This window comes from Massilia sp., assembly GCF_046293535.1.
Classification (GTDB): Bacteria; Pseudomonadota; Gammaproteobacteria; order Burkholderiales; family Burkholderiaceae_D; genus Telluria.
On the sequence record NZ_JBKBOV010000020.1, the window covers coordinates 58,464 to 76,740 of the forward strand.

Sequence of the window (18,277 nt, forward strand, 5' to 3'; positions counted from 1 at the left end):
GGCAGCATCGAGGCTTTACCCGGCGGAGGAGCCACGATGATCCAGGGATTGCGCACTGTAATTTACCCAGTCACCAACTTGGCCGAAGCGGCCGCCTGGTACGAGGGAGTGCTCGGCAAGGGCCCCTATTTCAACGAGGTCTTCTACGTCGGCTTCGAGGTGGGCGGCTTCGAACTGGGCCTGATCCCCGACGGCCAGCCCGGCAGCGCCGGCGCCACCGCCTATTGGGGCACCCAGGACATCGAGGCCGAAGTGGCGCGCCTGTCCGCCCTGGGCGCCGCGGTCGACTCGCCGGTGGAAGACGTCGGCGGCGGCATCCGTGTCGCGACCGTGCGCGATCCCTACGGCAACCTGTTCGGCGTGATCCAGAATCCGCATTTCGACCGCGCCAAGGTCGAATAAGCGCTCGCGCCAGCTTGTGTAAGCTCAGGCACTTGACCACAAGCAAGACCGCGCCGCGCGGAGTTTGAAACAATGGGGACTTTCGGGCCGCTCCCCCAGGCCAGAAAGGATCCCCATGTTGCGACATCTCTCGATCCGCCTGCTCGTCATCCTCCCGCTCGTGTGCGGCCTGCTGCTGGGCGGCTGCGGGACCACCACCGGCGGTCCGGTCAGCCTGCAGGAAGTGCGCGAATTCGCCGATGCCTCGGCGCGGCTGGGCGGCTATGCCGAACTGGCGCGCCGCTACCGCGATACCTACGAGCGCGAACAACCCTACCTGTCCCCCGCCGCCGACAAGCTGGCGCGCGAAAACGATGCCAAGCGCAAGGCGGTGTTCGAGGACTTCGTCGCCATCCAGAAGACCCTGGTGCTCTACATGCAGACCCTGAGCCTGCTTGCCGGCGATGCGCGCTACGACCTGTCCGACCGCATCGACGATCTCGGCAACGGTCTCAAGGCGAATGCGGAATCCGGACTGCAGCAGCGCCACATCACCGCCTATACCGGCCTGACCCGGCTCCTGACGCGGGTGATCGCTTCCGGCTACCAGAACCGCAGCGTGGAAACCATGGTGCGCGACGGCGACGCCGACGTGCAGACCCTGCTGGACGCCATGATCTCGCTCACCCGCCTCTACTACAAGACCAACGAGAATGAGAAGAAAACGATCCTCGGCATCTTCGACGTCGAGATTCCGTTTTCGACGCGCAATTCGGACCGCATGCTGGTGACCCTCGCCAAGGTGCATTACCTCAACAAGGCCACCGAATACAAGCTGGTCGACCGCCGCTACGAGCTGGCCCTGCAGGGCCTGACCAAGGTGGCGCTGGGCCACCAGAAAATGCGCGAGAACCTCGGCAAGCTGTCGGAGGCGGAAATCCGGCGCCTGCTGGCCAACTACGGACGCGACCTGCGCACCATCCGCGACGGGCTGTCCGGCGACTGACAGGAGCACACGATGGCTACCACCCCGACCCGTTCCCGCGGCGCATCCCCGGCCGACGCCGCTGCCGCCGCCGCCGCCGTTGAACAGGCGCCCGGCGCCGCGGCTGGCGCGGCCCTGTCCAGCACCGAGAAGATCGTCGAGCTGGCCGACCACCTGTCGGCCTGCGCCGACCAGCTGCACGAGCGCGTGATGAAGGAGATCCGCAGCTACGGCGGCAAACCCGTGCCCGAGAAGGTGCAGGCCAGCGCCCGCGCCCTGTTCGACGACGAAGTCCTGCTGCGCCAGCGCGCCAATGGCCTGTATGCCGACGCCGCCGCCCTGGTCGTCAAGGGCCTGGGCAAGCAGCAGGCCCACCTGGTCAAACTCACCGCCGATGCCGCCGAGAAGATCCGCAAGATCGGCGTGATCGGCGAAGTGACGGGCCTGGTCGGCGGCCTGCTGGGCCTGGCCGGCGCCGCCGCCAGCGGGCAGCCGGCGCTGATCCTGGCCGCCGTCGACAAGATCGAGAAGCACGGCAAGGCGCTGGGTGCGCTCAAGCCCAAGCCCGCTGCCAAGACGGCCTGAAGACGGCAGGACGGCGCGCCGCCTTCGCGGCCGCCGTCAGCACATGTGCTGCCCGCCATTGATGGCCAGGTTGGCGCCCGTGACGAAGCCCGCCGCCTCCGACACCAGCCAGGACACCATCGCCGCCACTTCGGCGGGCTGGCCCAGCCGTCCGACCGGGATCTGCGGCAGGATGCGCTCATGCAGCACCTGCGGCGGCACGTCGTGCGTCATGCGGGTGTCGAGATAGCCCGGCGACACCGTGTTGACCGTGACGCCGTGGCGCGCCGATTCCAGCGCCAGCGCCTTGGTCAGTCCATGCAGGCCGGCCTTGGCGGCGGCGTAGTTGGCCCCGTTCAGCAGGCCCTGCTCCTGTGCGTTGACGGCGCCGATGTTGACGATGCGCCCCCAGCGCTGCGCGACCATGGTGTCGATCGTATGGCGCGCCATGTTGAAGGCGCCGTCGAGGTTGACGCCCATGACCGCATGCCAGTCGTCCAGGCCCATCCTGCGCATGTCGCGGTCACGCGCCACGCCGGCATTGTTGACCAGCACGTCGATGCGGCCGGTATGCGCGAGCAGCCGCTGGACGGCGCGGCCCGCGCCTTCGAAGTCGGCCACGTCGGCCTCGAGCGCGATGAATTCCATGCCGTCGCGGCGGTGGCTGGCCAGCCATTCGTGACCGTAGTGGTTCGACGGCGAAAAGGTGGCGGCGACGGTGAAACCGTCGAGATGCAGGCGGCGGCACAAGGCAGTGCCGAGTCCGCCCATGCCCCCGGTGACGAGGGCGACGCGTTTGCTCATGAAGGATCCCCTGGACTTGGTATAGGGCATCCTCGAGGCAGGTTTGACGTGCCTGTCCTCCGGATGCGATCTACCGAGTGTAGGGAAGCGACTCCCGCAGCTTATTGACCAGGATCAAGTCAGGCAATGAGCTCGGGACGGCTGGCGGGGTCGAAATCGGCCCAGTCGCCGTCGACGATATCGCCCTCGGCGCGCTCGATGTGGTGGGCGCCGAGCTGGCGCAGCACGTCGACCGCGCGATCGGTCAGGCCGGCGTCATCGAAGGCGACCGCCACCAGCATGCCCGCTTCGCGCGGCGGCACCCGGTTCTCGCTGCTGCCCTCTTCCGATTCGCCGCGCTCCTTCATTTTAGAGAAGCTGAACAGCGAGCCGACGTGACCGCCGACCAGGCCGCCGACGACCACGCCGAGCGGCCCGGTGACCGGGGTGGTGGCGGCGCCGACCACGGCGCCGACCGCGCCGCCGGTGGCGACACCCTGCACCACCCCTTCCGGCGTCTCCTTGGCGCCGGGCGATTGCAAATGGTCCCCGCCGATCGGGGTCTGGTCGTGCTGGCCGGGCTGGCTCAGGTAAAACCCGCTGATGCGGCTGTCGTCGAAACCTGCGTCGGCCAGCGCGCGCCGCGCGCGGTCGACCTCGTCCTGAAGCTGGAAACGCCCTGCAATAATGGTGGACATGACAGTATCTCCTGGATCCTTGGTAGCTCGACTATGCCTCGGGGCGCCTGTCTTGCTCTGTACGGACGCGCACGCAGGCCAGGCCCGCCTAGCGCCATTGTCCATAGACGATGCCAGGTTCGAAGGCTTCTTCGACCACCGGCTGCGGCTGCGCCACCCAGTCGCGCGGATCGACACGGAAGTATTTCAGGAATTCCTCGTACAGGTCCGGGTGGCGCGCGGACAGTTCCCAGGGCTGCTCGAAGAAGCTTTCGGTGGCCACCGCGAAGAACTCGGCCGGGTTGCTGGCGCCATAATGGTCGAGCACGCCGCGCTGTCCCCACATCGCATCGCGCCGCAAGGCCGCAAAATTGCGCGACAGGACTTCGGACCAGCTTCGGTAGCGCTCGGTGCTGCCCAGGTAGGGCGCGCCATTGGTATCGCCCGATTCGCTGTCGAGCTGGTGGGCGAACTCGTGCAGGACCACATTGTGACTTTCGGGCTCGTCCGCCCCGGCACGGCGCACGTGGTCCCAGGACAGGATCACGCGGCCGTCGCCCCAGGACTCGCCCAGCAGGTCCTGGCGCTGCTCGGTGACGACGCCGGCGGCGTCGACCTCGCGGCGCGGCACCAGGAAGGCGCCCGGATAGACCAGCACCGCATGCAGCGACGGGTAGAGGGTGGCCGGGCTGGCCTCGCCGGTGCGTCCCAGCACCAGCATGCAGGCCTGGGCCGCGATGGTCACGCGCATCTCGTCCGTCAGCTCGAGGCCGGCGCAGCCGACGAAGGATTTCTCGTGCAGGAATTGCTGGACCAGGCGCCGCAGGCGCCCCTGCTGCCCCTCGTCCATGCCGGCATACTGGGCCAGGTTGCGCTCGATGATGGCCACCAGGTCCGGCGCCAGCGGACGCGCCAGCGCGCGGCGCAGGCGCAGCCGAGGCAGCAGCCAGGCCGCCAGCAGTCCGGCCCCGATGAGGCCGGCGATGATGCCTTCCATGTCAGGCTTCCCGTGAGGATGCGACCCAGGCCAGCACCTCGTCGGCGCCGCCGATCAACTTGCCGCCCACGAAGACCTGCGGCCAGCTCAGGCGCCCGGTCAGGCCGCGCAGCACGCTGGTCGTGATTTTCTGGTCTTCCGAGATATCGGTGAACACGATGCCATTGTCCTCCAATGCCGCCTTGGCGCGCGCACAATGCGGGCAGCCGGGACGCGAGAACATCACCACCGGCTCGGGAATCTTCGCATTCGGGTTGATATAGCTCAGCATCGTATCGGCGTCCGAAACCTCGAACGGGTCGCCGTCGCGCTGTGGCTCGATGAAGATTTTGTCGATTATGCCGTCCTTGACCAGCATCGCGTAGCGCCAGGAGCGCTTGCCGAAGCCCAGGTCGCGCTTGTCGACCAGCATGCCCATGCCCTCGGTGAAGTCGCCGTTGCCGTCCGGGATGAGGGTGATGTTCCCGGCATCCTGCCCCGTCTTCCACTGGTTCATCACGAACGCATCGTTGACGGCGATGCAGACGATGTCGTCGACGCCGTTCGCGCGCAGCGTCGGCGCCAGCTCGTTGTAGCGCGGCAGGTGGGTCGAGGAACAAGTGGGGGTGAAGGCGCCGGGCAGCGCGAACACGACCACGGTCTTGCCCTTGAATAGCTCGTCGGTGCTGATGTCCCGCCATTGGTCGTCGGAGCGCGCCTTGAAGCTCACGCGCGGGACCGGCCTGCCCTGCAGGGACTCCGCGGTCGGTAAAGTGCTCGGCATCGGTCTTCCTTTCCTGTTGGCGGCTCGGCCGCGTTGGAAGGGAGGTAGGGCTCGTTGACCGGATTTCAACGTAGCGGCATGAAAAATTGTTGAAAAAGAAAAAGCCGCGCGGTGCGCGGCTCGAATGACGACAGCGATCGTCTGGACCGGCCGCCGCCGCGGGTCTCCACCGCGGCGCGCCGGGGGCGCTCCTTAAGCGCGCTCCTTGGCGGTCTGGCTCGGGGCCGGGCCGAACAGGGCTGCCACCAGCGGATCGCGGGTGACCGGGCTGCGGTTCACGCGGATCGCGTAGTGGGTGTCGTCCGCCAGGATGTGGAAGTGGCGGCCGCTGCCGGCCATGTTCTGCTCGCGCAGGCCCGGGCGCTCCTTGCGCGGGGCGGCGCCTTCGCGCTTCGGCTGGCAGATCGCGGCGAGGAAGGCCTTGACGCGTTCCTGGTCCGGGCAGATCTGGTACACGGCCTTGCCCAGGTAGGTGGCGGTGCCTTCGATATAGCGCGCCAGCTCGATGACGCCGGCTTCGCGCAGGTCGCGGATGTACTTGCGCGCGCCGGACGGCGAGAATTTCAGGAACCATGCGATTTCGTCGGCCAGCATTTCGTGGGTCGACAGTTCGTTGATCAGTTTCTGCATGTTTTCGATCCGGCGCTGGGTCGCCGAGGTCGAACGGACGCGTTCGATGGGCGCCAGCGAGATCGGCGCGCGCTCGGTCGGTTGCGGGGGAACGCGTTCGATCAGCGCAGAGTTGCTGGAAGTGTGCACCGCGCCGATGTCGCCTTGCACCGCGTTATGATGGGTCGTTGCATGCATATTGGTGAGCTCCGTTTAGAGAGTGAGACTGTGTGGTCCGGGTCGCTGTGTGTCTTTCGACACCCTGACAACACCTCGGTTCCGCTTAACTGGGCTCAAGATTGCCTGCGTCAGACATCCCGGTCTGTGCGCCATCCAACATTCAGAACCATTCCTGCAAGCATTTTTGATAAGCCCGCTTGCCGGAATAGGCAGGCCGTGCTTGTTTCCTTCGTACACATTCATGCACCAGAATGGTGCGCACGTCCGACTGCCGTTGCGTTTTTACCACTGTTGTAAAATTGCACAGAGCATCGTCGCTGGGTGCGGTACCGCACCGAGATTGCGGAACTTGCACTGTTAATCTTTATCCAACATCTGTGTCAAGGCATGCGATGTCAATAACCCCTTCACCTTATGGGAGTCACCTGTGAATAATACGAAGAAGATCGCCCTGGCCGCCGCCCTCCTGTGCGCAGCCGGCAGCTCCATGGCCCAAGAAGTCATCAACCCGTCGTGGTACATCCAGCCGAGCGTCATCCTGGCCAAGCCGGACGGTCGCATGGGTGTGGCGGATCGCGACTGGGGCGGCGGGTTGAAGTTCGGTAAGGCCGTGAACGAAATGTGGGACATCCAGTTCGGCGGCAGCCACGTGCGTTTCGAGGACGGCCCGGCGCGTTACCGCCAGACCCTGCTGGGCGCCGACGCCCTGCTGATGTTCTCGCGCAAGGAACTCCGTCCGTTCGTGCTGCTCGGCCTGGGCATCGAACGCGACAAGGTGGAAAATCCGCTGCGCAACGTCTCCAAGAATTCGCCTTACCTGACCGCAGGCCTCGGCTTCCAGGCATCGCTGACCCCGCAATGGTCGCTGCAATTCGACGTGCGCGCCGTGCGCGGCTTCCTGCGCGACCACGAGCAGTTCGGCCCGCGCCGCATCAACAACAAGTACATGACCATCGGCCTGAACTACGCCTTCAACCCGCCGCCGGCACCGCCGGCACCGGCGCCCGCACCGGCCCCGGTGGTGGAAGCCCCTGCACCGGCACCGGCCCCGGCCCCGGTCGCTCCGCCGCCGCCGCGCTTCGAGAAGGTCACCCTGGAAGCCACCAAGCTGTTCGAGTTCGACAAGTCCGACCTGATCATGCCGTCGCCGAAGCTGGATGAAATCGCCGCCGCCCTGCAGGCCGACCCGAGCGTCACCGACGTCGACATCACCGGCTACACCGACCGCCTGGGTTCGGAAAAGTACAACCTGAAGCTGTCCGAGCGCCGCGCCAACACCGTGCGCGACTACCTGATCAGCAAGGGCGTGGACGGCAACCGCCTGAAGGCCTACGGCAAGGGCGAAGCCAACCCGCTGGTCCAGTGCAACCAGCGCAAGCGCAAGGAGCTGATCGATTGCCTGGAGCCGAACCGCCGCGTCGAGGTCGAGCAGATCACCGTCGAGAAGCGCGTTCAGTAACAGGCGGCAGCGCCTGCCCGGCCGCGCCTTCCGTCCCGCACGGCAGGACGGCCCGGCATGAGCGCCACCGTTCGATTCGAGGGGGCTGCGGCCCCCTTTTCAATTGGAGGAGTCATGGCTATCAAAAAATGGCTGCCGTATTCGCGTGAACTGGTCCACGTGATGCGCTGCTCGGTAATGGAATGGCTCGATCATCGCGCCTCGAGCAAGGGCGCGGCGCTTGCCTTCTATACCCTGTTCTCGCTGGCGCCGGTGCTGGTGCTGGTGATCGCCGTCGCCGGCTTCTTCTACGGCACCGAAGCCGCCCAGGGCCAGCTCCTGGACCAGCTGCGCAGCCTGGTGGGGCCGCAAGGAGCCGAGACGATCCAGGCCATCCTGGCCGGGGCGCAGAACAAGGAAAGCGGGCGCTTCGCAACCATCGTCGCCACCGTGCTGCTGCTGGTCGGCGCGACCACCGTCTTTTCCGAGCTGAAGGACAGCCTGGACGAGATCTGGGATGTGCCCCCGCCGAAGGAGTCCGGCTTCTGGAACCTGGTGCGCACCCGCCTGCTCTCCTTCGGCCTGATCCTGGTGCTGGGCTTCCTGCTGATGGTCTCGCTGGTCGTCAGCGCGGCGCTGGCCGTCGTCGAAGAATATATCGGCGGGATGTGGAAGGAAGCCGCCGTAGTCATGGGCTGGGTCGCCTGGGCCGTCAGCTTCCTGGTCATCGCCACCCTGTTCGGCGTGATCTACAAGCTGCTGCCGCGCGTGAAGCTGTCCTGGCACGACGTCACCATCGGGGCGCTGGGCACGGCTGCAATGTTCACGCTCGGCAAGTTCGGCATCGGCCTCTACATCGGCAACAGCGGCACCACCGACAGCTTCGGCGCGGCCGGCTCGCTGATCGCCCTGCTGCTCTGGGTGTATTACTCGGCGCAGATCTTCTTCCTGGGCGCCGAGTTCGCACGCCAGTATGCGCTCAAGATGGGCAGCCTGAAGCACAAGCCGGCGCACGAGACCGGCGACAAGAAAAAGGAAGAACCGCCGGAACCGACCGCGACCTGGAAGAACGGCCGCGCCGGGTGATCTGCGCTGTTGGGCTGCGCTGTTGGGCGGCGCTGTTGGTCGGCGTGGTGTGGTCCGCGCTGTTGGTCTGCGCAGCTGGTGGGCGCAGTGTGGTCCTAGCCGGGCGGCGAGGCGCCCGAGCGTAATGTGGCCCACTGGACCACATTACTCACCCAGCAACTCGGCCAGCGCTTCCATCCCCTCGACCCGCTCGGCCACGACCTTCAGCACCACCACCACCGGCACGCCGAGCAGCAAGCCCCACATCCCCCACAGCCAGCCCCAGAACAGCAGGCTCACGAACACGGCCGCCGGGTTCATCTTGGCGATCTTGCCGGTCATCCAGGTCGTCACGACCATACCGACCAGGGTCGCGATGCCGAGCGAGGAGCCGGCCACCAGGATCACCATGCGCAGCGATTCGAACTGGAAGAAGGCCACGGCGCCGGTCGCGATGGTGATCAGGAGCGGTCCGAAATACGGTATCACGTGGGCGACGCCGGCGAAGGCGGCCCAGGCGCCGGCATTCTCGAGCCCGATCGCGCGCAGCGCCGCCCAGGTCAGCAAGGCCAGCAGGACGTTCGTCACCAGCAGCATGAACATGTACATCTGGATGGCATTGTTCATGTCGTCCAGAATGTGGACCGTGACTTTCTTGCGCGTCAGCGAGGGCCCGGTGAGCTTGACCAGCTTGCGCTTGAAGGTGTCGCCCGCGAGCAGCAGGAAAAACACCAGGAACACCACCATGGTCGCCTGAGAAAGAAAGGTGGCCAGGCCGATCGAGCCGGCCAGCACCCAGTCCATCACGCGGATGCCGCCGCCGGCCGCGGGTGCCGGCGGCACCGACTGGGTGCGTTTCTGGATCGCGCGACGCTCCTCGCCGCCGGTCGCGTTGGAGGCGGCGCGCTCGATCTCGGCGGCCGCCGCTTGTACCTGCTGGATGGTCGAGCGCTGACCGGTGTTGTTGGTCAGGATCCTGGTGACCTTGGTCGTCAGGGCCGGGAGCTCGTCGATGATGTTGAAGAACTCGCCCTGCAGCCGGTACAGGGTGCCGCCCAGCGCCCCCATGATGAGGGCGGTGACCAGGGTGGCGCCGATGACGCGCTTGACGTGCCAGCGCTCGAGCCAGCGCACGACCGGGTTCAGGGTATAGGCGATGAAGATGCCGAGCAGCAGCGGCACGAAGAATTTCTGCGCCCACTGGAGGGCGAACAGGGTGGCGATGGTGGCGAGGATGCCCAGCGAGAGCCCGCGGGCATTGACGTGGGTCGGCAGCCGCAGGCCGCCCACGTGCATCGTGAGCTCGTCGCCTGCAGGGCCGGGCTCGGCGCCGGGTCCGGCCTCCGGGGAAGCGGCGGATGGCGCCGCCGGGGCGGCATTGTCAGGTGCGCTGGCAGCTGGTTTGACAGGTTCGGATGGTGCGAGCTGCATGGATCGTGCCTTGACAATGGAGCCGGGCCGCCCCGGCGCTGGGGGCTACATTACTTCACGCGGATGTCGTTCTTCACGGAGGTTACACCTTGTACGCCGCGCGCGATTTCCACGGCGCGCTGTGCGTCGCGCGGCTCGGCCACGAAGCCCGACAGCTGGACGTCGCCCTTGTAGGTTTCCACGTTCACTTCGGTCGCCTTGACGGTCGGATCGGCGGCGAAGGCGGCCTTGACCTTGGTGGTGATCACGGCGTCGTCGACGTACTCGCCGGCCGATTTCGAGGTCGGGTTCGACGAGCAGCCCACGGCGGTGATGGCGACGGCGGCGGTGAAGGCGGCGGTGACGAGGCGTTGTGCGATTTTCATGATAGCTCCTTGATTAAAAACTTCGGTGGGTCAAACTACAGTCAAAGCCCATGCGGGCAAGTGGGCGGTACCGGCACGCCGGCCCGCAAATCATTTTCCGAACGCGGTCTTGGCAGTATTGACGCACTGGTCCTTGACGGCGCCGGCGTAGGCGTCGCACTTCTCGATCGCGACACGGTATTCGGCGGCAAGCTTGTCTTCGCGCGCATCCTGGCGCGCTTCGATGGCCTTGCGGTCGGCCTTGGCATCGGCATGCGCGGCCACCAGGGTCGCCTTGGCCTGCTCCAGGCAGACATCGCGGTCGTTGCCGGTGACGGCGGCGCAGCGCACCCTGTCGCGGTCGTAATTGGCCGACGCGATGCGCATGCGGGCCTGGGTATAGGCCGACAGGGTGTTCTTGTAGGCGGCCTCGGCTTCTTCCTCGACACGCACGCGGGCCGCCTTGGCCTCGGCCATGCACAGCTCGTGCGGGTTGCCGGCGATCTGGCCGCAGCGCGCGCGGGCGGCCTTGTAGTTCGCTTCGGCCGTGGCCTTGGCATGTTCATACGTCGTTTTTGCGTCCGGCAAGGCTTGCGCCCGTACCGCACCGCCCCAGGCGAGCGCGGCGCCGATGAGCAGGAATGCATGGGATGTTTTCATTTTTTATTCTCCATTTGTCAACACGCTAATGACGTTTTACACGTGCACCGCCGCGTTTTCTGTTCGCTGCCGAACACAGCAACTTTCCCGCAACAACTCATCTGTACATGGCTCAAATCTTTCGATAAATACGCTGAGCAAGGACGGTTAGGCAACGCACAGACCCCTTGCGCTGCAGTGGCTAAGCTGGAACCATACACTTATCAGGAGAACAACATGAAAGCAACCCGTACCCTCGCTGTTGCCGTGCTGGCTTCCACCGCCCTCCTTACCGGCTGCGCCAGCACCTCGTCGAATCCTTACGCGTCGAACAACGGCTATAACAGCGGCTACAACAACGTGTCGATGGGCTATGGCACGATCGAGTCGATCCAGGTGGTCCAGGGCGACAACCGCACGAGCGGCGCCGGTGCGATCCTGGGCGGCGTGGTCGGTGCGCTGGCCGGCAACCAGGTTGGCAGCGGCAGCGGCCGTACCGCGGCGACGGTCGCCGGCGGCGTCGCGGGCGCGGCGATCGGCAACAACGTCGAACGCAACCGCCAGGCCGGCGGCACCGAGATGTACCAGATCAACGTGCGCATGGATAACGGCGAGTACCGCGCCGTGAACCAGGACAGCGTCTACGACCTGCGCGTGGGCAACCGCGTGCGCATCGTCGACGGCCGCGTCTATCGCTACTGATCGCCGCTGGCGATCCTCGAGCGGCGGGGGCGGCGGATTGCCGCCTTCCCGGCGCTTTCCGGGCATGCCGGCGTCCACGGCATGGCACGGCGTTTGAACTGCTGCGGCAGGCCACGTCGCGGCGCCTCTTCCGACCTGGAGAACACCATGCGAACCCTATCGACCGTGCTGCGCGGGGCCTGCGCCTGCCTGCTCGGCAGCACCCTGCTTGCCCACGCCCAGACCTCCTCCCAAGCCCCCGCCAGCAACGACGCCCTGGTCGCGCCCGCCGCCGCCAGCAAACAGGCGCGCGAGATCGCCCAGGGCGACCCGGCGCGCTGGTACCGCGAAGACGCGACACCCGATGCCCGGCTGCGCACGCTGCGCAAGGAAATCGGCGCCGCGCTGGCGGAAGCGAAGAACGCCTGCAAGCAGGCGCCGGCCGCCGAGCGCAAGGCCTGCATGCAGCAGGCGCAGGCGACTTACCAGCGCGACATGGCGCAGGCCACGGCGCGGGTGGAGGGGACGGGGCAAACGCCCTGAGCCGGCGTCCTTGACGCTCTAAGCGTGATTTGGTCCAATGGACCAGATCACGCTTTGCCTTGCGCGTTCCACGCTCCCCACTTCAACTCATCGGTAGTAGCGAAAAAAAACGGCGTGCAATCAATGATTGCGACGCCGCTCAAGCCCCACCATATTCGTTTCGGTTTTTCTTCTTGACCGTGTCAGCTCAGCCCTTGCTGCTGGACGCGGCGCTTGTTCATGTACCAGCCCGCCACACCCAGCAGGATGGCGGCGGCGCCGGCAGGCTTGCCCAGCTTGCGCTGGCGGATGAAATTGAACAGCGCCAGCCCGTACGGCATCAGCACCGACACGCTGGTGCCGGTCGGCTTCAGCAGGGCGTCGGCGCGTGCGCGCAGGGCCCAGGTGGCGTGGTCGATTGCCCCGTGCAGCATCACCTCGGGACGCGCCGCGTGGCGAATCTGCGCCCGCGCATGCGCCACGCTGCTGCGGAAGAACTCGCCCTCGCGCAGCAGTTCCTGCTTGCGCACCGCCGGATCGAGGCTGTGCTTGTGGCCGGCCAGTCCGGTCGTTCCATCTTGATTGTGCATGTTTCCCCTCCTTCGTGTCGCCGCTTAGAGCAGCATGTCGCGGTCGTTCTTCAGTTCCTTCATGGTCGCCGGGAAGGAGAGCTTGTCCTGCTTGAGCAAGGCCAGGCCCTTCGCCACCAGGACGCCCGTGATGACCAGGAACACGACGAACAGGATCAGCAGGATCTTCCAGCCCATCTCATCCCATGCCAGCGCGACGATGGTCGCGGTGCCGTAGGCGATGGCGAACCAGATCGCCAGGATGGCCGCGCCGAACAGGGCCACGAGCTCGATCAGGTGATTGCGCACCTCGGACAGCTCGAGCGCAGCCAGTTCCACGCGCGATACCACCAGGCCGAACAGGCTTTTCATGAGGCTGGAGATCCCGCCCATGAGGCCGGGGGTATGCACGACGGTGTCGTCATTTTGCATGGCGGTCCCCGGCTGCGCTTACGGCTTACGGCTCAGGAGAACGCCGAGCAGCACGCCGATACCGGCGGCAACCGCGAGCGTACGGTATGGGTTGTCCTTCACGTAGACATCGGCCTCGTGGGCCAGTTCCCTGCCCCTTTCCATCGCCTGGCCCTGGTAGTGGCTGGCGCGGCCCAGTGCGCGGTCGAGCAGCTCCATGCCGCGGCTGCGCAGCTCCTCGGCCTTGTCGCCGGTCAGGGCGGCGGCGGCGCTCAGCATCGACTGAGCGTCGCGCACCAGTGCCTTCATGTCCGCCGATGCGTCGGCGGCATTGCTGTCGAACTGGTAACCGTGGGCGTGGGATTTCAGGTTGCTGCGGGTGGTGTCTAACATGATGTGCTCCATTGTTATCGATGGGTGATGGGTGAAGCCGGCTCAGGCCAGCAGGTCGCGCATGTCGTCGGCATGCTCTTCTTCGACGGCCATGATGTCGGTGAGCATCTTGGTCGTCGTCGGGTCCTTGTCGCCGATCGCCTGGATCATCTGGCGATAGGATTCGATCGCCACGCGCTCGGCGATCAGGTCGGCGCGGATCATCGCCTGCACGTCGTCGGAATCGTCGTACTCGGCATGGCTGCGCGCGGTCAGCGTGGCCGGATTGAAGTTGGGCGATCCGTTCAGTTGCACGATGCGCTCGGCGATGCGGTCGGCATGGTCCTGCTCCTGCTGGGCGTGCTCGAGGAACTCGGCCTTGATGTGGCCGGTGTTCGGGCCGCTCACGGTGTAGTAGTGGCGCTTGTAGCGCAGCACGCACAGCAGCTCGGTGGCCAGCGCGTCGTTCAGCATCGCGATGACCGCCTCGCGGTCGGCCTGGTAACCCTCGGTGACGGCGCCGTCGTCGAGGTTGGCCGCCGCGCGGCGGATCGCCGCGACGTCGAAGCCATGTGCCAGGTGTTTCGTTTCTTCCATAGTCTTACCTCATGAACCTGATGCAATGCGCCTGCTCAGCGCCCCGCGGTACGCGGCGGGATCTGCGCGTTCTCGTTCGACAGCACGATTTCGACACGGCGGTTGAGCTGGCGGTTGGACGCCGTATCGTTCGGGGCCACCGGGAAGGCCTCGCCGTATGCCTTCATGGCGATGCGGTCGCGCGGCACGCCCAGCGAGCCCAGCGCCGAGGCCACGGCTTCGGCACGGCGCTGCGACAGTTCCTGGTTGTAAGAGGAGCTGCCGGTACTATCCGTAAACCCTTCGACCAGCACGGTACGGTTCGGGTTCTGCGCCATGACGTCGGCCAGTTTGCGCAAGGTCGACATGCCGTTCGGTGTCAGGTTCGCCTGGTTGGTGGCGAACAGCACGTCGCCGATCGTCACGACATAGCCGCGCTCGGTCTTGACGGCCTGCAATTCGACCAACAGCGCTTCCAGCACCGCGGCACGCTGGGCCAGGGCGGCGTTCTGCTGCTGGGCGGCGGCGGCCTGCTGCTGGGCCGCCTGGGCCTGGGCCTGCGCCTGGGCGGCCTGGGCCTGGGCGGCCTCGGCTTCGCGCTTGGCGCGGTCGGCCTCGAGCGTGCGGGCCGCCAGGCGGACCTGGTCGCGTTCGCGCGATGCGTTGGCGATGTCGGCTTCCGCCGCCTTGGCCCGGGCCACCTCGACCGCGGTGGCGACGCGCTGCTTGGCCACGTAGGCCAGGCGGTCGACGTCGTTCAGGCTCTCGCGGCGCGCGGCGGCCGCATTGGCCTGGTCGAGCGCGTCGCTGGCCTGCTTGAACTCGAGCGGCGCATACTGGGCGACCTGCGGGTTGTTGTTGGCGGAGACGAAATCGGCGCGCGCCTGGTCCAGCGTCGGCGTGGTCATCGGGGCGGTGGCGCAGGCCGTGGCCAGCACGGCGGCGGCCAGCAGCGACATCGTGGAACGGGTTTTCATGGCTTGTCCTTTTTCCTGGGCGCCGCAGGCTGCGGCGGTCAATGAACGGAACTTCTTCTTATTGCGATCGACTTACTGCGTCGAGGTCGTGGCCGACGGCGCATTGGCGCGCTCGACTTCCTCGCGCAGCACGCGCAGGTCGGCATCGAGGGCGTTGGCTGCCGCGGTGGCCTTGGCCGAGTTGGCCTTGCTCTGCGCCAGCTTGGCGTCGGCCTGGGCCTGGATCGCCAGTTCGCGCGCCAGCTTGTAGTCCTTGGCCGCCAGGGCCGCGTTGGCGCGCACCATCTTGTCGCGCGCGGCGGTGATCTCGGCCGGGGCCAGTTCGGCGGCGCCGGCCGACACGGCGTTCTCGACGGCATTGCGCGACACCGCCACGTCGGCGGTGGCGGGCGCCTTCTGCGGACTGGTGCAGCCGGCCAGCACGGCGACGGCGCAGGCGGCCAGCGGCATCAGGAGACGGCGCATCGCATGTTCTTGGTCCATCGTTGTTCTCCTTTTAATGAGGAAATGTCCTTAGTAACGTTATAAACCTGTTATCTCTTGCTTTCGGTTCGCTGGCGCACATTGCCCGGCCGGTAGCGATCCGCTCAATAGTAGAGCGTTAGGCAGCGCACATTGGCTGTCAAGGCGTTTGCGCTAAGCTGGTCTGAACCTTCCTGTCACCGAAAGTCCGCCATGGCCGAGACCGACAAACAGGCGGCGCAGAACCGTCACCCGGCGCGCCGCACGACGAGCAGCAAGAAAATACTGTTAAGCATACTTGGCATCCTGGTCGCCGTCCCGGTGATCGCCATCGTGTTCATCCTCACCTTCGACTGGAACCGCGCCCGCCCCTGGATCAATGCCAAGGTGAGCGAGGCCATCGAACGTCCATTTGAAATCCGCGGCGACCTCGACGTGGAATGGGAACGCCCCGCCAAGACCATGGCGCCAGCTGAACGCACCTGGCGCGACCACATCCCGTGGCCGCACCTGATCGCCAACGACACCCACGTCGGCAACCCGGCCGGCCTGCCGGCGCAGGACTCCGGCAGCGCACGCCAGTTCTCGTTCTCGGTCAATCCTTTCGCCCTGCTGTCGAAGACCATCAACATCCCGCTGCTGCGCTTCGACGGTCCGCGCGTGGACCTGCTGCGCCTCGACGAGCAGCGCAACAACTGGACCTTCAAGCGCAAGGAAGAAAAGTCCAAATGGACACTCGACCTCGATCGCATCGTGCTGACCGATGGCATCGTGCACATCAAGGACGCGGTGACGAAGGCCGACGTGACGGCCAAAGTGCGCACGCTCGAGAACGACACCCGTTACGGCGTCGGCTGGACCCTCGACGGCACCTACAACGGCGCGCCGGTCACGGGCGGCGGCAAGGCCGGCGCGGTGCTTTCGCTCAAGCAGCAGAGCACGCCCTACCCGGTCCAGGCCGAGATGCGCTCGGGCAAGACCCGGATCGCGGTCGAGGGGACCGTGACGCGTCCGTCGAAACTGGCGGCGATCGACCTGAAGCTGGAGCTGGCCGGCCCCAGCATGGACCAGCTGTACAACTTCACCGGCGTGGTCCTCCCCACCACCGGGCCGTTCTCGACCTCGGGCCGCCTGACCGGCACCCTGGGCGAGGAAAACGGCAACGGCAAGCGCAGCATGCGCTGGGTCTACGACGGCTTCAAGGGCAAGGTCGGATCCTCGGACATCGGCGGCCGCCTTGAATATGCCACCGGCGGGGCCCGGCCCAAGCTGTCGGGCAATGTCCGCTCGCAAACCCTGGTATTCGCCGACCTGGCGCCGCTGATCGGCGCCGACTCCAACGCCGCCAAGAAGGAACGCAACGCCGACGTCGTGCAACCGGGCGGCAAGGTGCTGCCGGTCGAGGAGTTCAAGACCGAACGCTGGAACAAGCTCGACGCCGACGTGCGCTTTGCCGCCGACCGCATCGTCCGCGACACGGCCTTCCCCATCAGCAAGCTGTCGACCCACCTGAAGATGGACAACGCCGTACTGAACCTCGAACCGCTGGAGTTCGCCATGGCGGGAGGCACCGTGCGTTCCAACATCCGCCTCGACGGCCGCGGCCGCCAGGGTCCGAAGGCGATCAAGGCCCAGGCCAAGGTCACGGCCCGGAGAATCGAGATCAAGAAGCTGTTCCCGAAGATCGAGCAGCTGCAGGCCTCGGTGGGCAGCATCAGTGGCGACGCCAACCTGACCGCCCAGGGCAATTCGGTGGCCAGCCTGCTGGCCGGCTCGAACGGCGAACTGAAAACCCTGATCAACCAGGGCCAGGTGAGCAAGCTGCTGCTGGAGATGATGGGCCTGAACGTGGCGAACATCATCGTGACCAAGCTGTTCGGCGACAAGCAAGTGCAGCTCAACTGCATGGCGACCGATTTCGCCGTCACGAACGGCCTTGCCCGTACCCGTTACTTCGTGGTGGACACGAACGAGGCGCTGGTCAACATCGACGGCAGCATCAACCTGGCCAACGAACAGCTGAACCTGCGCATCGATCCGAAGACCAAGGGCCTGCGCCTGATCTCGCTGCGTTCGCCCTTCTACGTGCACGGCACCTTCAGCCAGCCGGACGTCTCGGTGGACAAGGGCGTGCTGGCGATGAAGGCCGGCAGCGCCATCGCACTTGCGACCATCGCGGCGCCGATCGCGGCGCTGATCCCCCTGATCAATACGGGGCCGGGCGAAGACAGCGATTGCGCGCGCCTGCTGGCCGAGTCGCGCGAGAAACCGCAGGCCCCGCCGCCGGGCAAGACGCAGCGCCGCTGATACATTTTTTACATGGCACTGTGAGTTGTCGAACAGATCAGTGCATACGGAAAACAGTATCTTGATCACATGGACTCGTCGAACACTGCCGCATGAAGCGATTCGGTATCACGACCGCCCTGGCGGTCATGCTGGCACTTAGCCAGCTTGCAGGATGTGCGACGTCTGGCGGCGGCGGACCGGTGGCGCAATACGTGGACGATGCCACCGTCACCGCCGGCGTCAAGGCTGCCATCGTGCGTGAACCGAGCTTGAGCATCTTCGACATCGACGTCGAGACCGTGCAAGGCATTGTCAGACTGAGCGGATTCGTCAGCTCGGCGGACAGTGTGGCGGCCGCGGCGTCGGTTGCCCGGACCGTGAAAGGCGTGAAGTCTGTCAGGAATGAGCTGCGCTTGAAATAACCCACCGTAAAGGAGATCAACATGAAAACCATCAAACAACTCGTCGTGACCGCAACCCTGGCCACCGCTGCGCTGGGCCTGACCGGCTGCGCCGGCATGTCGCAGCAAGACAAGAACACCGCGATCGGCGCCGGCGCCCG

The 18,277-nt window shown here is 66.1% G+C and carries 23 protein-coding genes; 9 read left to right on the plus strand and 14 right to left on the minus strand.

Annotated features, from left to right (window positions below; all coding sequences use genetic code 11):
* Positions 1 to 36 precede the first annotated feature (36 nt).
* The 3 genes from ACK4S9_RS12535 to ACK4S9_RS12545 all read left to right on the plus strand — a co-directional run bounded on the left by ACK4S9_RS12535 (position 37) and on the right by ACK4S9_RS12545 (position 1,951).
* The gene (locus tag ACK4S9_RS12535; protein WP_409726035.1) at positions 37 to 402 is read left to right on the plus strand and encodes a VOC family protein; all 366 of its coding nucleotides are present in this window, start codon (positions 37 to 39) and stop codon (positions 400 to 402) included.
* Between the two features lie 115 nt (positions 403 to 517).
* Positions 518 to 1,387, plus strand: a complete 870-nt coding sequence (locus ACK4S9_RS12540; RefSeq protein ID WP_409726037.1) for a hypothetical protein — start codon at positions 518 to 520, stop codon at positions 1,385 to 1,387.
* 12 nt (positions 1,388 to 1,399) lie between these two features.
* Positions 1,400 to 1,951 (plus strand): hypothetical protein, encoded by a 552-nt coding sequence (locus tag ACK4S9_RS12545; RefSeq protein WP_409726039.1) that lies wholly within the window; start codon positions 1,400 to 1,402, stop codon positions 1,949 to 1,951.
* A 36-nt stretch (positions 1,952 to 1,987) separates the two neighbouring features.
* Here ACK4S9_RS12545 and phbB read toward each other — a convergent pair whose 3' ends face one another.
* From phbB to ACK4S9_RS12570, 5 genes are all read right to left on the minus strand, one after another.
* Positions 1,988 to 2,734 carry an acetoacetyl-CoA reductase gene (gene phbB, locus ACK4S9_RS12550; protein ID WP_409726041.1) on the minus strand — a complete coding sequence of 249 codons (747 nt, stop codon included), beginning with the start codon at positions 2,732 to 2,734 and terminating at the stop codon, positions 1,988 to 1,990.
* Between the two features lie 119 nt (positions 2,735 to 2,853).
* The gene (locus tag ACK4S9_RS12555; protein WP_409726043.1) at positions 2,854 to 3,411 is read right to left on the minus strand and encodes a hypothetical protein; all 558 of its coding nucleotides are present in this window, start codon (positions 3,409 to 3,411) and stop codon (positions 2,854 to 2,856) included.
* Between the two features lie 88 nt (positions 3,412 to 3,499).
* Positions 3,500 to 4,387 carry a zinc-dependent peptidase gene (locus ACK4S9_RS12560; RefSeq protein WP_409726045.1) on the minus strand — a complete coding sequence of 296 codons (888 nt, stop codon included), beginning with the start codon at positions 4,385 to 4,387 and terminating at the stop codon, positions 3,500 to 3,502.
* A 1-nt stretch (position 4,388) separates the two neighbouring features.
* Positions 4,389 to 5,150 (minus strand): glutathione peroxidase, encoded by a 762-nt coding sequence (locus ACK4S9_RS12565; RefSeq protein WP_409726047.1) that lies wholly within the window; start codon positions 5,148 to 5,150, stop codon positions 4,389 to 4,391.
* 192 nt (positions 5,151 to 5,342) lie between these two features.
* Positions 5,343 to 5,957 carry a winged helix-turn-helix domain-containing protein gene (locus ACK4S9_RS12570; RefSeq protein ID WP_027866105.1) on the minus strand — a complete coding sequence of 205 codons (615 nt, stop codon included), beginning with the start codon at positions 5,955 to 5,957 and terminating at the stop codon, positions 5,343 to 5,345.
* A 409-nt stretch (positions 5,958 to 6,366) separates the two neighbouring features.
* Here ACK4S9_RS12570 and ACK4S9_RS12575 point away from each other — a divergent pair, with 409 nt between their 5' ends.
* Both ACK4S9_RS12575 and ACK4S9_RS12580 read left to right on the plus strand, forming a co-directional pair.
* Positions 6,367 to 7,398, plus strand: a complete 1,032-nt coding sequence (locus tag ACK4S9_RS12575; RefSeq protein ID WP_409726049.1) for an OmpA family protein — start codon at positions 6,367 to 6,369, stop codon at positions 7,396 to 7,398.
* Between the two features lie 114 nt (positions 7,399 to 7,512).
* On the plus strand, positions 7,513 to 8,463 hold the full coding sequence (locus ACK4S9_RS12580) for a YihY/virulence factor BrkB family protein (protein ID WP_409726051.1): 951 nt from the start codon (positions 7,513 to 7,515) through the stop codon (positions 8,461 to 8,463).
* Positions 8,464 to 8,607: 144 nt separating this feature from the next.
* Here ACK4S9_RS12580 and ACK4S9_RS12585 read toward each other — a convergent pair whose 3' ends face one another.
* From ACK4S9_RS12585 to ACK4S9_RS12595, 3 genes are all read right to left on the minus strand, one after another.
* Positions 8,608 to 9,873, minus strand: a complete 1,266-nt coding sequence (locus tag ACK4S9_RS12585) for an AI-2E family transporter (protein ID WP_409726053.1) — start codon at positions 9,871 to 9,873, stop codon at positions 8,608 to 8,610.
* Between the two features lie 50 nt (positions 9,874 to 9,923).
* Positions 9,924 to 10,238, minus strand: coding sequence for a BON domain-containing protein (locus tag ACK4S9_RS12590; protein ID WP_027866108.1), 315 nt, complete (start codon positions 10,236 to 10,238; stop codon positions 9,924 to 9,926).
* Between the two features lie 90 nt (positions 10,239 to 10,328).
* On the minus strand, positions 10,329 to 10,877 hold the full coding sequence (locus ACK4S9_RS12595) for a hypothetical protein (RefSeq protein ID WP_409726055.1): 549 nt from the start codon (positions 10,875 to 10,877) through the stop codon (positions 10,329 to 10,331).
* Between the two features lie 216 nt (positions 10,878 to 11,093).
* On the opposite strand from ACK4S9_RS12595, the gene ACK4S9_RS12600 reads away from it, so the two are divergent.
* Positions 11,094 to 11,558 carry a glycine zipper 2TM domain-containing protein gene (locus tag ACK4S9_RS12600; RefSeq protein ID WP_409726057.1) on the plus strand — a complete coding sequence of 155 codons (465 nt, stop codon included), beginning with the start codon at positions 11,094 to 11,096 and terminating at the stop codon, positions 11,556 to 11,558.
* A 147-nt stretch (positions 11,559 to 11,705) separates the two neighbouring features.
* On the plus strand, positions 11,706 to 12,080 hold the full coding sequence (locus ACK4S9_RS12605; protein WP_409726059.1) for a hypothetical protein: 375 nt from the start codon (positions 11,706 to 11,708) through the stop codon (positions 12,078 to 12,080).
* A gap of 182 nt (positions 12,081 to 12,262) precedes the next feature.
* Here the strand turns inward: ACK4S9_RS12605 and ACK4S9_RS12610 are convergent, their stop codons facing one another.
* The 6 genes from ACK4S9_RS12610 to ACK4S9_RS12635 all read right to left on the minus strand — a co-directional run bounded on the left by ACK4S9_RS12610 (position 12,263) and on the right by ACK4S9_RS12635 (position 15,447).
* Complete coding sequence (locus ACK4S9_RS12610; protein WP_409726061.1) at positions 12,263 to 12,649, minus strand: hypothetical protein; 387 nt, start codon at positions 12,647 to 12,649, stop codon at positions 12,263 to 12,265.
* Between the two features lie 24 nt (positions 12,650 to 12,673).
* Positions 12,674 to 13,060, minus strand: a complete 387-nt coding sequence (locus ACK4S9_RS12615) for a phage holin family protein (protein ID WP_409726063.1) — start codon at positions 13,058 to 13,060, stop codon at positions 12,674 to 12,676.
* A gap of 18 nt (positions 13,061 to 13,078) precedes the next feature.
* Entirely contained in the window at positions 13,079 to 13,432 is a 354-nt protein-coding gene (locus ACK4S9_RS12620) for a YqjD family protein (RefSeq protein WP_409726065.1), read from the minus strand.
* 42 nt (positions 13,433 to 13,474) lie between these two features.
* On the minus strand, positions 13,475 to 14,008 hold the full coding sequence (locus ACK4S9_RS12625; protein ID WP_409726067.1) for a bacterioferritin: 534 nt from the start codon (positions 14,006 to 14,008) through the stop codon (positions 13,475 to 13,477).
* A 35-nt stretch (positions 14,009 to 14,043) separates the two neighbouring features.
* Positions 14,044 to 14,964, minus strand: coding sequence for an OmpA family protein (locus tag ACK4S9_RS12630; RefSeq protein WP_409726069.1), 921 nt, complete (start codon positions 14,962 to 14,964; stop codon positions 14,044 to 14,046).
* 72 nt (positions 14,965 to 15,036) lie between these two features.
* The gene (locus tag ACK4S9_RS12635) at positions 15,037 to 15,447 is read right to left on the minus strand and encodes a DUF4398 domain-containing protein (RefSeq protein WP_409726071.1); all 411 of its coding nucleotides are present in this window, start codon (positions 15,445 to 15,447) and stop codon (positions 15,037 to 15,039) included.
* Between the two features lie 192 nt (positions 15,448 to 15,639).
* On the opposite strand from ACK4S9_RS12635, the gene ACK4S9_RS12640 reads away from it, so the two are divergent.
* Both ACK4S9_RS12640 and ACK4S9_RS12645 read left to right on the plus strand, forming a co-directional pair.
* Positions 15,640 to 17,733, plus strand: coding sequence for an AsmA family protein (locus ACK4S9_RS12640; protein WP_409726073.1), 2,094 nt, complete (start codon positions 15,640 to 15,642; stop codon positions 17,731 to 17,733).
* Positions 17,734 to 17,825: 92 nt separating this feature from the next.
* Positions 17,826 to 18,137: a BON domain-containing protein gene (locus tag ACK4S9_RS12645; RefSeq protein ID WP_409726075.1), complete on the plus strand. Its 312-nt coding sequence runs from the start codon at positions 17,826 to 17,828 to the stop codon at positions 18,135 to 18,137.
* Positions 18,138 to 18,277 lie beyond the last annotated feature (140 nt).

Coding starts and splice junctions, on each gene's coding strand:
- ACK4S9_RS12535 (WP_409726035.1), top strand. CDS start 37: ATGATCCAGGGATTGCGCACTGTAATTTACCCAGTCACCAACTTGGCC.
- ACK4S9_RS12545 (WP_409726039.1), top strand. CDS start 1,400: ATGGCTACCACCCCGACCCGTTCCCGCGGCGCATCCCCGGCCGACGCC.
- ACK4S9_RS12610 (WP_409726061.1), bottom strand. CDS start 12,649: ATGCACAATCAAGATGGAACGACCGGACTGGCCGGCCACAAGCACAGC.
- ACK4S9_RS12590 (WP_027866108.1), bottom strand. CDS start 10,238: ATGAAAATCGCACAACGCCTCGTCACCGCCGCCTTCACCGCCGCCGTC.
- ACK4S9_RS12615 (WP_409726063.1), bottom strand. CDS start 13,060: ATGCAAAATGACGACACCGTCGTGCATACCCCCGGCCTCATGGGCGGG.
- ACK4S9_RS12540 (WP_409726037.1), top strand. CDS start 518: ATGTTGCGACATCTCTCGATCCGCCTGCTCGTCATCCTCCCGCTCGTG.
- ACK4S9_RS12595 (WP_409726055.1), bottom strand. CDS start 10,877: ATGAAAACATCCCATGCATTCCTGCTCATCGGCGCCGCGCTCGCCTGG.
- ACK4S9_RS12630 (WP_409726069.1), bottom strand. CDS start 14,964: ATGAAAACCCGTTCCACGATGTCGCTGCTGGCCGCCGCCGTGCTGGCC.
- ACK4S9_RS12560 (WP_409726045.1), bottom strand. CDS start 4,387: ATGGAAGGCATCATCGCCGGCCTCATCGGGGCCGGACTGCTGGCGGCC.
- ACK4S9_RS12635 (WP_409726071.1), bottom strand. CDS start 15,447: ATGGACCAAGAACATGCGATGCGCCGTCTCCTGATGCCGCTGGCCGCC.
- ACK4S9_RS12580 (WP_409726051.1), top strand. CDS start 7,513: ATGGCTATCAAAAAATGGCTGCCGTATTCGCGTGAACTGGTCCACGTG.
- ACK4S9_RS12625 (WP_409726067.1), bottom strand. CDS start 14,008: ATGGAAGAAACGAAACACCTGGCACATGGCTTCGACGTCGCGGCGATC.
- ACK4S9_RS12640 (WP_409726073.1), top strand. CDS start 15,640: ATGGCCGAGACCGACAAACAGGCGGCGCAGAACCGTCACCCGGCGCGC.
- ACK4S9_RS12565 (WP_409726047.1), bottom strand. CDS start 5,150: ATGCCGAGCACTTTACCGACCGCGGAGTCCCTGCAGGGCAGGCCGGTC.
- ACK4S9_RS12570 (WP_027866105.1), bottom strand. CDS start 5,957: ATGCATGCAACGACCCATCATAACGCGGTGCAAGGCGACATCGGCGCG.
- ACK4S9_RS12605 (WP_409726059.1), top strand. CDS start 11,706: ATGCGAACCCTATCGACCGTGCTGCGCGGGGCCTGCGCCTGCCTGCTC.
- ACK4S9_RS12645 (WP_409726075.1), top strand. CDS start 17,826: ATGAAGCGATTCGGTATCACGACCGCCCTGGCGGTCATGCTGGCACTT.
- ACK4S9_RS12585 (WP_409726053.1), bottom strand. CDS start 9,873: ATGCAGCTCGCACCATCCGAACCTGTCAAACCAGCTGCCAGCGCACCT.
- ACK4S9_RS12600 (WP_409726057.1), top strand. CDS start 11,094: ATGAAAGCAACCCGTACCCTCGCTGTTGCCGTGCTGGCTTCCACCGCC.
- ACK4S9_RS12620 (WP_409726065.1), bottom strand. CDS start 13,432: ATGTTAGACACCACCCGCAGCAACCTGAAATCCCACGCCCACGGTTAC.
- ACK4S9_RS12555 (WP_409726043.1), bottom strand. CDS start 3,411: ATGTCCACCATTATTGCAGGGCGTTTCCAGCTTCAGGACGAGGTCGAC.
- phbB (WP_409726041.1), bottom strand. CDS start 2,734: ATGAGCAAACGCGTCGCCCTCGTCACCGGGGGCATGGGCGGACTCGGC.